The sequence below is a fragment of the Billgrantia zhangzhouensis genome, from assembly GCF_021404465.1.
Taxonomy (GTDB): domain Bacteria; phylum Pseudomonadota; class Gammaproteobacteria; order Pseudomonadales; family Halomonadaceae; genus Halomonas; species Halomonas zhangzhouensis.
Genome location: NZ_JABFTT010000003.1, coordinates 219,255 through 231,762, shown reverse-complemented (window position 1 = coordinate 231,762; position 12,508 = coordinate 219,255). Strand labels below are relative to the sequence as shown.

General features: G+C 63.9%; 10 protein-coding genes. 3 read left to right on the top strand and 7 right to left on the bottom strand.

The genetic code is table 11. The annotated features are described in order from the left end of the window. The first annotated feature begins 48 nt into the window (after nucleotides 1-48). Nucleotides 49-1,299 (top strand): PDDEXK family nuclease, encoded by a 1,251-nt coding sequence (locus HOP51_RS04790; RefSeq protein ID WP_234272823.1) that lies wholly within the window; start codon nucleotides 49-51, stop codon nucleotides 1,297-1,299. Between the two features lie 91 nt (nucleotides 1,300-1,390). On the opposite strand, the gene HOP51_RS04785 is transcribed toward HOP51_RS04790, so the two are convergent. Together HOP51_RS04785 and HOP51_RS04780 are read right to left on the bottom strand one after the other, a co-directional pair. After that, complete coding sequence (locus HOP51_RS04785; RefSeq protein ID WP_234272822.1) at nucleotides 1,391-1,984, bottom strand: porin family protein; 594 nt, start codon at nucleotides 1,982-1,984, stop codon at nucleotides 1,391-1,393. 120 nt (nucleotides 1,985-2,104) lie between these two features. Continuing rightward, the gene (locus HOP51_RS04780) at nucleotides 2,105-3,034 is read right to left on the bottom strand and encodes an EamA family transporter (protein ID WP_234272821.1); all 930 of its coding nucleotides are present in this window, start codon (nucleotides 3,032-3,034) and stop codon (nucleotides 2,105-2,107) included. A 164-nt stretch (nucleotides 3,035-3,198) separates the two neighbouring features. Between HOP51_RS04780 and HOP51_RS04775 the strand changes: the two genes are divergently transcribed. Beyond that, entirely contained in the window at nucleotides 3,199-4,377 is a 1,179-nt protein-coding gene (locus tag HOP51_RS04775; RefSeq protein WP_234272820.1) for an acetate/propionate family kinase, read from the top strand. Further along, the gene (gene pta / locus HOP51_RS04770; protein ID WP_234272819.1) at nucleotides 4,374-6,548 is read left to right on the top strand and encodes a phosphate acetyltransferase; all 2,175 of its coding nucleotides are present in this window, start codon (nucleotides 4,374-4,376) and stop codon (nucleotides 6,546-6,548) included. Before HOP51_RS04775 ends, pta begins: the two co-directional genes overlap by 4 nt. Here the strand turns inward: pta and thiO are convergent. The 5 genes from thiO to HOP51_RS04745 all read right to left on the bottom strand — a co-directional run bounded on the left by thiO (nucleotide 6,545) and on the right by HOP51_RS04745 (nucleotide 12,235). Next, nucleotides 6,545-7,672: a glycine oxidase ThiO gene (gene thiO / locus HOP51_RS04765; protein ID WP_234272818.1), complete on the bottom strand. Its 1,128-nt coding sequence runs from the start codon at nucleotides 7,670-7,672 to the stop codon at nucleotides 6,545-6,547. The genes pta and thiO overlap by 4 nt on opposite strands. Before the next feature lie 105 nt (nucleotides 7,673-7,777). Next, nucleotides 7,778-8,602: an ABC transporter permease gene (locus HOP51_RS04760; protein ID WP_234272817.1), complete on the bottom strand. Its 825-nt coding sequence runs from the start codon at nucleotides 8,600-8,602 to the stop codon at nucleotides 7,778-7,780. A gap of 3 nt (nucleotides 8,603-8,605) precedes the next feature. Continuing rightward, nucleotides 8,606-9,871, bottom strand: a complete 1,266-nt coding sequence (locus HOP51_RS04755) for an ABC transporter permease (RefSeq protein WP_234272816.1) — start codon at nucleotides 9,869-9,871, stop codon at nucleotides 8,606-8,608. Between the two features lie 98 nt (nucleotides 9,872-9,969). Next, complete coding sequence (locus tag HOP51_RS04750; protein WP_234272815.1) at nucleotides 9,970-11,031, bottom strand: ABC transporter substrate-binding protein; 1,062 nt, start codon at nucleotides 11,029-11,031, stop codon at nucleotides 9,970-9,972. An 82-nt stretch (nucleotides 11,032-11,113) separates the two neighbouring features. Further along, nucleotides 11,114-12,235 carry an ABC transporter ATP-binding protein gene (locus HOP51_RS04745; RefSeq protein WP_234272814.1) on the bottom strand — a complete coding sequence of 374 codons (1,122 nt, stop codon included), beginning with the start codon at nucleotides 12,233-12,235 and terminating at the stop codon, nucleotides 11,114-11,116. Between the last annotated feature and the right edge of the window lie 273 nt (nucleotides 12,236-12,508).

Below are 12,508 nucleotides of genomic sequence, written 5' to 3'. Positions count from 1 at the left end.
ATGTAGCCTGTAGGAATCTGTAAGGAGAAGTGCGGAGGGAGCGAGCCCATGTCACACCTGCACGTCGCGCTGGTAACAGAGCGCCCCGAGGCAAGCCTGATCCCGATACTGCAATTGCGTCCGCAGCGAATCGTGCTGATTCCGTGCCACTCATCGCCACAGGCGGCCGAACGGCTGGCGATCCTGTTGCGCCATGAACTGCCCAGGGATACCAGGATCGAGACATATCCCAGCCTTCCCTCGGACGAACCGCGACGTTGCGCCGAATACGCCGATGCGTTGGCCGATACCCTCTATCGCCAGCAGTTCGACACTCCTTCCCTCTCGGTCACCCTGGACGTAGGCGATTGCCGTACGCTCATTGCCCTGCTGTTCCAGCAGGCACTGCAACGCTGCGCCGCCGATCTACTGTATGCCGACGTCAAGGCCGGGGCTATCTACCGTCTGTCACATGACGATCCCGGCTCCGCTCCCGAGATCATGGCCATCGAACCGGTACTCGACATCGATCGTTACCTGCAGGCCAACGGCCGCAAACGTGTCAGGGCCTTGTCCGACAGCATGGAGTGGCGTTCGGCTTGCATGCAGCGCCAATCCCTGACGCGCCACTTGGCCCAGCGCGCCGACCGGCTTGCCTCCCTCCTCGGCGAGCTGCACGATATGGTGCATGGTGATGGCGGCGTGCTGGAAACTCCCGACCCGCATGCGTCTCCCCGGTTACGGACCGGCGCCGAACATCAGCGACTCCATGTCGCCCCCCGTTTTCCCGCCACCGATGCCTTGACGGCTCTGAGCGAGGCCGGCCTGCTCGAATGGGACAATCAGGCGCCCTGCAGCCTTTCCATTACCTCGCTGGAAGGCGCTCATTACCTGGGCGGCGGCTGGCTGACGGAATATGCCTGGCTCAGCGCTCAGGCAGCCCGGCTCTCTCAAGTGTGTAGTGGTGCCCATCTCCTCGATCTGAACGTCGATCGCAACGACAGGCCGGTGGTGCCCAGTTGCCTGGCGGTCGAGCGCAACCAACTGCTGTTCATCGAATGCCTGATCGCCCGCCCCGGCACCGAAGTTTGCCTCGAGCAGGGCCTGCAGCGGTTGCACGAAACCCTCGATCACTCCGCCGGGCTTTCGGCGACCCGCGTCCTGCTCGCCTGCGGTGAGTTCGACAAGGCCAAGCCGCGCCTTACCGAACTGCAGCGCCGACAGAGCTTACGAGTCGAGGTCGTGGAAAGCGCAGAGCTGAGGCACCTGCCCGCATTGCTGTCCAAGTGGAAGGAACATGGCAGGTGGCCCGGCGGCTGAACCCTGCGGCCAGTCATGACAAGCAACGGAAAACGCCTCCGGTCGCGAGACCGGAGGCGTTTCACTATCGCGACATGACTCAGGTGTCGGCTTAGAAGCGGAAACGCAAACCGACGCTTGCCGCATCGAAGGTATGGTCGGAGCGATCCAGGTAGCGCATGTAGTCGGCACCGACGGAGAAGTTAGGCGCGATGTCGAATTCGGCACCGGCACCGTAGGAGAATCCATCTTCACGCCCCACATCGAAGTCGACCTCGGTGATACCGGCCAAACCGTAGAGGCGGAATTCATCGGAGAGCGGCAGAATGCCCTTGCCGTAGGCCCCGACGAGGTGATCCAGCTCGACCGGACCATCCGAGCCACCGGTGCCCAGGTGCGCTTCGAGACCGAAAAATTCGTTGAACTGGGCACCACCGCGCAGGCGCAAGCCAGCGGAATCGCCCGAAGGCCCGACGTCGTTGCTGAGATCCCAGAACATGGCATCTGCGCCAATATAGCCTTGCGGGTACATTGGCATATGGACCTGCTGCTGTGTGCGCGGCTGAGCCTGACCCTGAGTCTGTGTATGCTGCTGGGTCGGAGCTTGGGGTTGGGCCTGAGGCTGAGTCTGAGTCTGCTGAGCCTGGGCCGAGGAAATGAACGTACCTGCCATCAATGCTGCAGCGGGAACGGCTAGCAGTTTCATGTCTTCACCTCCATTAAGAAACGGTGTTTCCATACACCGATTCCAGTGTGGTACAGGGTTTTCGACCATGCAAGCCGAATAGACAGAAGATAGTTTCGATTCGTAACGAGAAGTCAGCCCTCAGCGTGGAGATAGGCTCAGCGCCACGATGCCGCCCAACACGATCGCCCCGCCGACCAATTGAGTGCCAGACAGAATCTGCCCCAGCACCAGATAGCCCAGCAGCAGCGAAGCCACCGGCTCCACGTTCATCACCGGCGCATTGCGCGCCATTTCCAGCCGCGGCACGCTGATGAACAGTACCGAGAAAGCCACGCTATAGAGCAGCGCCAGGGCAGCGAGCGCGCCCCAACCCGTACCGCTAGCCGGCAGGGCCATACCGCCCGGCACCAGTTGCAGCACGCCGGCTACGATCATCAGTACCAGCACCGTCAGCATGGTCAGGAGGCTACGCAGGGTACTCCCCACCTCCCCCAGATGGTGCTCGGTGGTCCACAGCGCCACGGAAAAGGCGGCGGCGGCCCCCAGGCCGAAACCGATGCCCGGCAGCCACCCCGGGCCAAGCGCTTCGGGCGTAGCCAGCCAGGCGGGAATGTCGAGCACGACCATCAGACCGACCAGAATCGCCGCCATGATCAGCGCCGCGCGCAGCGTCGGTCGCGGCCCACCCAGCGCCCAGGTCAGCAGTGCCAACTGGATGGGGAAAGTATTCATCAACAGCAGTGCCACGACCACGGGGATACGCGCCACCGCCGCATAAAGGCACAGGCTCTGGATGGCCACCATCAGACCGGCCAGCAGTTGCCAGCGCCCGGCGCCGGCCGGAAAGGAGAAACGTTTGCGCTGCAGGAAAAACAGCGCTACCAGCACGCTGAGAGCCACGGCGGAGCGCACCAGCACGGCGAGCAGCAGCCCGGTGCCCTCGTCGAACGCCAGGCGGGCCGCAACATGGTTGCCGGCGAACAGGGTGGCAACGGAGGCCAACAGCAATACGGCGAAGTGGCGCGGCAGCAGCGATGCACTACCAAGCACTGCGGTATCAGTCGTCATGGCGTTTTCCAGCGGAATAGAAGCTCATCAGCATGCCAGCATTTTCGATAGACGGCTAATTAAAGTATGCACTTGACTTGGGGCAGGACCGATGGCGGCATCGGGATGATAGACTAAAGTCTTGCGCCTATCCTGCCACTATACTCTCATCATGCGGAGCTCCGATGAACGCCTCGGTACTGGTCATTAACTGTGGTTCGTCGTCGATCAAATATGCCCTGGTGCCATCCGCGCCGGACCAGCCACGCCTAACCGGGCTGGCGGAACGTCTGGGTAGCAGCGATGCACGCCTGAAGGGAACCGACAGCCAAGGCGAGACGTTCGAACAGTCGCTGGGTGCCGCCGACCCTACCGAGGCACTGGAAGCCATCCTCGGGCGGCTGGAGGGGCGTCTGCCGGTGGCAGTCGGCCATCGCATCGTGCACGGTGGCGAGCGCTTCACGCGCGCCGCGTTGATCGATGACGAGGTGGTCTCTGCCATTGAGCAGACTGCCGCCCTAGCCCCGCTGCACAACCCCGCCAATTTGGCAGGGCTTGCCGCGACTCGCCGTCTGTTTCCCGGCCTGCCCCAGGTAGCGGTGTTCGATACCGCCTTTCACCAGACGCTGCCAGAGCGGGCCTATCGCTATGCCTTGCCCGAGGCGCTCTACCGCGACCACGGCATACGCCGTTACGGCTTCCATGGCACCAGTCATGCCTATGTCAGTCGGCGTGCCGATGCCCTGAGCGGGCTCGAGGGTGGCGGTTGGCTCACCGCCCATCTGGGTAACGGCTGCTCGACCTGCGCCGTATGGAAGGGCAAGAGTCTGGACACCAGTATGGGGCTAACGCCTCTGGAAGGGCTGGTAATGGGTACTCGTAGCGGCGACATCGATCCGGGCCTGCACGCTCACCTGTCGCGCCAGCTCGGCTGGACCATCGAGCGCATCTATGAGGTCCTCAACCGCGGCAGCGGCTTACTGGGACTCTCGGGCCTGACCAACGACATGCGCGAGCTGGAGGCCGCCGAGGCAGAAGGCCATCCCGGCGCAACCCTTGCCCTCGAGGTGTTCTGCTACCGCATCGCCAAGTCGCTGGCCGCACTTTCCTGCGCCCTACCCCGCCTGGACGGTCTCGTCTTTACCGGCGGGATCGGCGAGAACTCGTCGCTGGTACGCGAGCGGGTCGTCGCCCTGCTGCCCCACTTCGGGCTGCAGCTCAACCGTACCGTCAATAGTGAGACGATCCGCGGCCAGGAGGGCCGCATCGACGCCGGCGGCCGACAGCTGTGGGTCATTCCCACCGACGAAGAAGGGCAGATCGCCACCGAGACCCGCCAGCGACTGGAAGAGATTTCCGCATGACGCCACACGACGTACGTCCACACACCAAGGTGCTGCTGATGGTACCCACCTCGGTGGGAGTCGGGCTGACCTCCGCCTGCCTGGGCCTGATGCAGGCGCTGGATACCATCGGTCTGAAAACGGGCTTTCTCAAGCCGTTCCGCCAGGACGAGCTGAACGGCCCCGGCCCCGACCGCTCCACCGTCCTGGTGAGCAGCACCCTCGATCTGCGCCCGCCGGCCCCCATCGCCCAGACCGACATGGAGCGCCTGCTGCGCCAGGACCGTCTCGATGTGCTGATGGAGCAGGTCATCGAGCTCTTCGATCAGACCATGGACGGCCACGACGGCACCACACCGGACCTGATCGTGGTGGAGGGGGTGGTCCCCACCGCCCACGGCACCTACGCCACCCAGCTCAACGCCCAGTTGGCCCATGCGCTCAACGCGCGTATCGTCCTGGTCGGCAGTGGCGATGCCGCCGCCCCCGGTGCCTTGGCCGAACAGCTCGACATGCACGCACAAGCCTTCGGCGGAGTGGGTTCCACACGGACCCTGGGCTGCATCCTGATGCGCATGCAGAATCTGCCCGGCGCCGAGGAGCCGGCCCTGGCCCCGGGCACCAGCAGCGTGCTGCTCGATGACGATTTCCTTGCCGAGTTGCGCCGTCACTCGCCGGTGTTGGCCACCGACCGCTTCCACCTGATCGGCGTGGTGCCCTACAACCCCGCATTGATCGCACCGCGAGTGGTCGATGTGGCACGGGCGCTCGACGCCAGGTTCCTGCATGAGGGTGACGCCGCCAACCGCCGCGTGCTCTCCACCAGCCTATGTGCCCGCAGCGCCGCCAATGCCCTGCACGTATTCCGCCCGGGGAGCCTGATCGTCGCCTCGGGTGACCGCGACGACATCGTACTGGCCTCGGCGCTGGCCACCATGAACGGCGTCCCCATGGCCGGCGTGCTGCTGACCAACGGCTTCATGCCCAACGACAACATGATCGAGATGTGCCGCCCGGCACTGAAGACCGGCATGCCGGTGCTGGCGGTCGATACCGACAGCTTCACCACCGCCAAGAATCTGGGCCGGATGAGCAACGACATACCCATGGACGACCTGGAGCGCGCCGAGCAGGTAACGCGTTTCGTCGCCGGCCACCTGGACCTGCAGTGGCTCAAGGACCACCTGAGCCGTGGCTTTGCACGGCGTCTGTCGCCTTCGGCTTTTCGTCATCAGTTGGTCAAGCTGGCCCAGCGCGCCAACCGGCGCATCATCCTGCCGGAAGGCAATGAGCCGCGTACCGTGGAGGCCGCCGCCATCTGCCAGCGTCGCGGCATCGCCAACTGCGTGCTGCTGGCCCGCCGCGAGGAGGTCGAGGAGGTCGCCCGCAACCGCGGGATCGAGCTGCCGGAAGGGCTCGAGATCCTCGACCCCGAGCTCATTCGCAGCCGCTACGTGGCACCCATGGTGGAGCGCCGGCGAGGCAAGGTGAACGAGCTCACCGCTGAGGATCAGCTGCAGGACAACGTGGTGCTGGGCACCATGATGCTGCAGCTCGATGAAGTGGACGGCCTGGTTTCCGGCGCCGTTCATACCACCGCCAACACCGTTCGCCCCGCCTTCCAGTTGATCAAGACCGCGTCCGGCTATCGCCAGGTATCGTCGATCTTCTTCATGCTGCTGCCGGAGCAGGTGGTGGTCTACGGCGACTGTGCTGTAAACCCGGACCCCGACGCCGAGGCACTGGCCGAGATCGCCATCCAGAGCGCGCGCTCCGCCCAGGCCTTTGGCATCGAGCCGCGGGTGGCCATGATCAGCTATTCGACCGGGGAGTCCGGCAGCGGCGCCGACGTCGACAAGGTGCGCCAGGCCACGCAGCTGGCCCGCGAGCTGGCCCCGGACCTCTTGATCGACGGCCCGCTGCAGTACGACGCCGCCGCCATCGAGAGCGTGGGCCGCCAGAAGGCGCCGGACTCTCCCGTGGCGGGCCGTGCCACGGTGTTCGTGTTCCCCGATCTCAACACCGGCAACACCACCTACAAGGCGGTGCAGCGCAGTGCACGGGTAGTCAGCGTGGGGCCGATGCTGCAAGGCCTCAACAAGCCGGTCAACGACCTCTCACGCGGTGCCCTGGTCGACGACATCGTCTACACCATCGCGCTGACGGCGATCCAGGCCGCCGAGCGCGGTTAGGCACCTGTCCTGCCGGCCCCGCCCAGGCACGCGGGCCGGTAGGGTGCGAGGTCGATAGCCGGTTCGCGCCCCAGCAGCAGATCGACCAGCAGTCGGGTTGCCGCCGGGGCCAGCACCAGTCCATTGCGATAGTGCCCGGCATTGACGAAGAGCCCAGCGATGCCCGGCACCTCGCCGATGAAGGGGATACCATCCGGGGCACCCGGGCGCAGTCCGGCCCAGTGCTGCTCCACCCTGCAGTCGGCTAGGGCCGGCAGCATGGCAACGGCGCTGTGCCACAGCGATTCGCGAGCCTCCGCGGTGGTGCTCTTGTCGAAGTCGGTCTGCTCGAGGGTGGAGCCGACCAGCACCCGACCGTCGCCACGCGGTATCAGATATCGACCGTCGCTCAGTACCACACGCTTGAGCAGTTGACGCCCTCCCGCCATCGGTGGCGTGGCGAACAGCATCATCTGACCTTTTACCGGCCGCACCGGCAACGCCACGTCGTGCTCGGCCAGCAGCACGCTACTCCAGGCTCCGCCACAAAGAATGACCCGACCAGCCTCGACGCGCCCCTGCTCGGTCTCGACACCGCAAGCACGCCCCCGTTCGACGATCAACCGCTGCACGGTGGCCTGCTCCATCAGGAGAACGCTGGGTAGCGCCTCGAGGCGTGTGCGTAGCGCCCGACACAGTCGCGGGTTGCGCACACTACCCAGTGTCGGCATCCACAAGCCCTCATCTATCCCTTCGCACAGCCAGGGCTCCTTGGCATAGATGAAGGGAGCCTCCACCTTTTCCAGCGGCCAGTCCTGCCGCTGCGCCCAGGCGAAAGCCTGCTCAGCGTCCTCCACCCGCAGGTAGAGCAGTCCCTTCTGGCGGTACTCGATATCGATACCGGTGGCATCTAGCAGCATCGCCGCCATCTCGGCATAACGCTCTCCCGCGCCTCGAGCAAGCTGCGACACCGGCTCGCTGTAGCGCCAGGGGTAGAGCGGCGAGACGATACCGCCGCCGGCCCAGGAGGCTTCCTGGCCGCAGTAGCCCCGCTCCACCAGGGTGACGCCATGGCCAGCCTCGGCCAGTTGACAGGCGGTCAGCATGCCGATGACGCCGCCACCAATGATCAGGAAATCGTTCACGCAGGGACTCCGACTCTCACGTGCCCGAACACCAACGCTCTTGGACACCGACACGACTGCGCCCCGCGGTACGGGGCGCAGTGACAGACGAATGCGGCGAATGGCTCAGGAGTTGCCCCTCAACCTCTCACTGCGTCGTCGCAGCAGCTCCATGGTAACCAAAAGCAGCGTCGAGATCAGGATCAGGATGGTGGCCATGGCAGCGATCGCCGGGCTGATGTTCTCGCGGATGCCGGAGAACATCTGGATCGGCAGTGTACGCTCGGTGGGGCTGGCAATGAACAGCGCCACCACCACTTCGTCGAAGGAGGTGGCAAAGGCGAACAACCCGCCCGATACCACACCGGGCACGATCTGCGGCAGCACCACGGTGAAGAACACCCGCACTGGGTCGGCGCCAAGGCTAGCTCCGGCGCGCATCTGGTTGAAGTCGAAGCCCTGCAGCGTAGCGTTGACGGTGATCACCACGAAGGGCACGCCCAATACCGTATGGGCCAGCACCAAGCCGGTATAGGAGTTGAGCAGCCCGACCTGGGCAAAGAAGAAATACATGCCGACCGCCACGATCACCAGCGGCACCACCATCGGCGAGATGAGCAGCGCCAGGATCGCCCCCTTGCCGGGGAAGTCAGCGCGGTTGAGGCCCACCGCGGCCAGGGTACCGAAGATCATCGCCAGCAACGTGGCCAGCGGCGCCACGATCAGGCTGTTCTTCAGTGCTCCCATCCATGCCGCGGAGGTGAAGATCGCCTCGTACCAGCGCAGCGAGAAGCCTGGAAGCGGATAGGAGAGGAAGGAACCGCTACTGAACGACAGCGGAATGATCACCAGTACCGGCGCAATCAGAAACAGCAGTACCAGACCGCAGAACAGGCGAAACGTCCAGAACCATACTTTCTCCACCGGCGAAGCATAGGGAGGCAGCGACATGGCTCAGCTCCTGATCAGTTGCTTGCGGTTCACCAGGCGGTGGTAAACCAGATAGAGCAGCAGCGTGACCACCAGCAGCAAGCTACCCAGTGCCGCGGCCATGCCCCAGTTATTGGTGGTGTTGGTGTAGTAGGCCACGTAGTAGCTGACCATCTGGTCGGCCGGGCCACCCACCAGCGCCGGTGTGATGTAGTAGCCGAGTGCCATGATGAAGACCAGGATGGTGCCCGCCGCCACACCGGAAATGGTCTGCGGCACGTAGACCTGCCAGAAAGCGGCGAAGGGGTGGGCGCCAAGCGATATCGCAGCGCGCTGGTAGCTCGGTGAGATCCCTTTCATCACGCTGTACAGCGGCAGCACCATGAACGGCAGCAGGATGTGCACCATGGCGAAGAAGACACCGATCCGGTTGAACACTAGTTGCAGCGGCGATTCGATCAGCCCGGTGACGATCAGGCTCTGGTTCACCAGTCCATTGGACTGGAGCAGGATGATCCAGGCCGCGGTGCGCACCAGCAACGAGGTCCAGAATGGCAGCAGCACCAGGATCATCAGCAGGTTGCTGGTCTTGGCCGGCAGCGTGGCCAGCAGGTAAGCCAGCGGAAATCCCAGCACCAGGCAGATCAGCGTCACCCCGCCGGCAATGATCAAGGTGCGCTGGAATACCGCCATATAGATACGCTCGCGCTCGGCGATGCGCTGTAGCTCACCGTCGGCGCCACGCTGCAGATCGAGCGAGGCCAGCAGGTAGCGGTCGGTGGTGGTGGGCGCGGTACGCTGAATACCGAGCCAGGTCTCGGTCTCCCCCCAGGCGGGATCGATCTCGGTCAGGGTCGCGACCCAATCGGTATCGGGGCCGACCGCATCCACCGTCGTCAGGCCACGCAGGGTATTCATCAACAGGCTGCGATAACGGGAATCCTCGTAGTTGAGGCGCCGGCTGATGCGACCCAGCCCACCGCCCTGACGTGAATCGCGCAGCTCGGCGGCGAAGGCGGCCAGAGTGGCCTCGTCCGGCAGCCCGCTGCCGTCCCAGTGGCGCAGCCCCTCTGCCGTGAGCGGCATCACCGAATCGAGTTCGGTGTTGTCGACGCTGCGCCACAGCATGTTGCCAATGGGTACCACGAAGACGACAATCAGAAACAGCGCCAGCGGCGCCACCAGGCCAATGGCCTTGAGCTTGCGCAGCCGTTCGGCACGGCGTAACTGCGCCTTGAGATTACCGCCAGGCTTCGCCGGCGATAGGGTTGCCGACAGGTTCGCAGACATCGCCTACCCCATGGTTCAAGCGTGCCGGGCCCAGCCCTAGGGCGGGCCCGAAGTGAAAGCAGGGCTAGCGGCGGCCCAAGGCCGCCGCTCGGCGTCGCTCAGCGGGCCGCCCAGGCGCTGAAGCGTTGCTCCAGCTCTTCACCATGATCGACCCAGAAGCCGGTATCGATGGCCAACGCCCCTACCATGTTCTCCTCGTGGGTCGGCATGCGCCGGGCCTGGGCATCGTCCAGTTGCTCGATGGCCGCCGGATGTACGGGGCCGTAGGGGATCTCGCTGGAATAGACCGCCTGGTTCTCGGGCTGACTGGCAAACTGGATGAAGTCGTAGGCTTCATCGACATGCTCGCTGCCGGCCACGATGGCCCAGTAGTCAAGGTCGTAGATGCTCTCGTTCCAGACGATCTCGAGGTTGCTGCCCTCTTCCTGTGCGGCGGCGATACGGCCGTTGTAGGCAGAGGTCATCGCCACGTCACCGGAAACCAGCCACTGGGGCGGCTGGGCACCCGCCTCCCACCACTGAATGTGGTCCTTGATCTCGTCGAGCTTGGCGAAGGCGCGATCGACGCCCTCCGGCGTGCGTAGCACGTCGTATACCTCGCTGGCGGCGACACCGTCGGCCATCAGCGCAAATTCCAGGGTGTACTTGGCGCCACGACGCAGCCCGCGGGTCCCCGGGAATTGCTCGACGTCCCAGAAGTCGGCCCAGGAGGTCGGTGCGCTACCCAATGCATCGGCATCATAGGCCAGCACCGTCGACCACACGAAGGTACCCACACCGCACTCGTCGAAGGCCGCATCGATCAGTTCGCCACCCAGGCCAAGACGCTGCCAGTCGATGGGCTCGAACAGACCCTCGAAGCAACCGCGCACCAGCTCGGGGGACTCCATCTCCACCAGGTCCCAACTGACGTTGCCGGTCTCCACCATGGCGCGAATGCGCGATAGCTCGCCATTGTAATCGCCCGGGGTCAGGTTGATACCGGTCTGTTCGGCGAAGGGACCATAGTAGGCCTTCTCCATGGCTTGGCCCGATGCGCCACCGAACGAAATGACAGTCAACGCCTGGGCGTTGGCGGATACCGCCAAGCCGAGGGTGACCAGGCTGCCGAGGGCGATGCCACGGCTGATGCGGGATAGCGGGAAGCGGTTGTGCGTCATTTTTCTATCTCCCGGCCTGATGGGCCTTGTTATTGATGTGATATGACCGAAGCATTGCGTCCCTGCAGGCTGATACCCGAATTCAGGAGGCGTTGAGCGCGCGTACGTCCTCGTCGCGCCAGCCCAGCTCTACCATGTCTCCCGGCTGCATGCCGGTCTCGAAGTCATCCACGGGAACACGAGCCATGAACTCGTCGTTGCCAGCCAGCTCGCAGCGCACCCGCAGGTGATCTCCCAGATAGATGAATTCACGTACGCGGGCCTGAAGCCGGTTGGGCAGCTGCCGTGCGGAGCCGTTGAGCTTGACCCGCTCGGGGCGAATCGACAGCCGGGTGGCATCGCCCACGGCGAGACCGGAGCCGATCAGCGCTCCGGTAATGAACCCATCGCCGAAGCGAGCCCGGCACTGCGGCCCTTCCACCGACTCGATGCGTCCTGTCAGCGTGTTGTTCTCGCCGATGAACTGGGCGACGAAGGCATTGGCGGGGTGTTCGTAGAGATTGCTGGGCGTATCGATCTGCTGGATGACACCATCGTTGAACACCGCCACCCGATCCGACATCGTCAAGGCTTCGCTCTGATCGTGAGTGACGAAGACCACGGTGAGCCCGAGCTGGTCGTGAATATGCTTGATCTCCAACTGCATCTGCTCGCGCAACTGCTTGTCCAGTGCCCCCAGCGGCTCGTCCATCAGCACCAGTTGAGGCTCGAATACCAGTGAACGAGCCAGTGCCACCCGTTGCTGCTGGCCGCCGGAGAGCTGGGTCGGCCGGCGCTTGGCGAAGTCGCGCAGTTGGATCATGTCGAGGATGCGCGCCACCTTGCGATCGGCCTCGGCGGCCGGCATCTTGCGCGTCTTGAGTGGATAGCGGATGTTCTCCTCTACCGTCATGTGCGGAAACAGCGCGTAATTCTGGAAGACCATGCCGAAGTTGCGCTTGTGGGGCGGTACGCTGTTGAGGCGCTGCTCGCGCAGGAAAATGTCGCCGCTGGTAGGTACTTCGAAGCCCGCGAGCATCATCAGGCAGGTGGTCTTGCCGGACCCGGACGGGCCGAGCAGGGTGACGAACTCACCTTGGCGGATCGTCAGGTTGAGGTCCTTGACGACCAGATTTTCGCCATCGTAGGTCTTTTGTACCCCTTCGAAGGTGATCAAGGCTGGTGATGAGTAGTCGTTCGAATCGCTGGTATTGTTATGAGGCATTGTTGCACCCGGCGGCACGATGGATGTGCGATCAGCGTCAATAATTTATGACATTCGCTCAAAATTTCTCCATTTTCAAGCGAAAAATCGCCTCACATCACGTCAAGTATATTAAACAACCTTCGTAAACTATAATTAAACGTAAGTGTATCCAAGCCAGCCAGCCATGCCTTGGCGAACGAAGTAGCGCACCGCCACGAAGCACCCCAGTCTTTCACGTCGGCGCAGGCTGGCCTAGAGTGGAGGCATATTCAGCAAATACTGAAGGAGGAA

Bases quoted from the DNA above. Each gene is read 5' to 3' on its own strand.
- HOP51_RS04790 (WP_234272823.1), top strand. From the start codon at position 49: ATGTCACACCTGCACGTCGCGCTGGTAACAGAGCGCCCCGAGGCAAGC.
- HOP51_RS04785 (WP_234272822.1), bottom strand. From the start codon at position 1,984: ATGAAACTGCTAGCCGTTCCCGCTGCAGCATTGATGGCAGGTACGTTC.
- HOP51_RS04780 (WP_234272821.1), bottom strand. From the start codon at position 3,034: ATGACGACTGATACCGCAGTGCTTGGTAGTGCATCGCTGCTGCCGCGC.
- HOP51_RS04775 (WP_234272820.1), top strand. From the start codon at position 3,199: ATGAACGCCTCGGTACTGGTCATTAACTGTGGTTCGTCGTCGATCAAA.
- pta (WP_234272819.1), top strand. From the start codon at position 4,374: ATGACGCCACACGACGTACGTCCACACACCAAGGTGCTGCTGATGGTA.
- HOP51_RS04760 (WP_234272817.1), bottom strand. From the start codon at position 8,602: ATGTCGCTGCCTCCCTATGCTTCGCCGGTGGAGAAAGTATGGTTCTGG.
- HOP51_RS04755 (WP_234272816.1), bottom strand. From the start codon at position 9,871: ATGTCTGCGAACCTGTCGGCAACCCTATCGCCGGCGAAGCCTGGCGGT.
- HOP51_RS04750 (WP_234272815.1), bottom strand. From the start codon at position 11,031: ATGACGCACAACCGCTTCCCGCTATCCCGCATCAGCCGTGGCATCGCC.
- HOP51_RS04745 (WP_234272814.1), bottom strand. From the start codon at position 12,235: ATGCCTCATAACAATACCAGCGATTCGAACGACTACTCATCACCAGCC.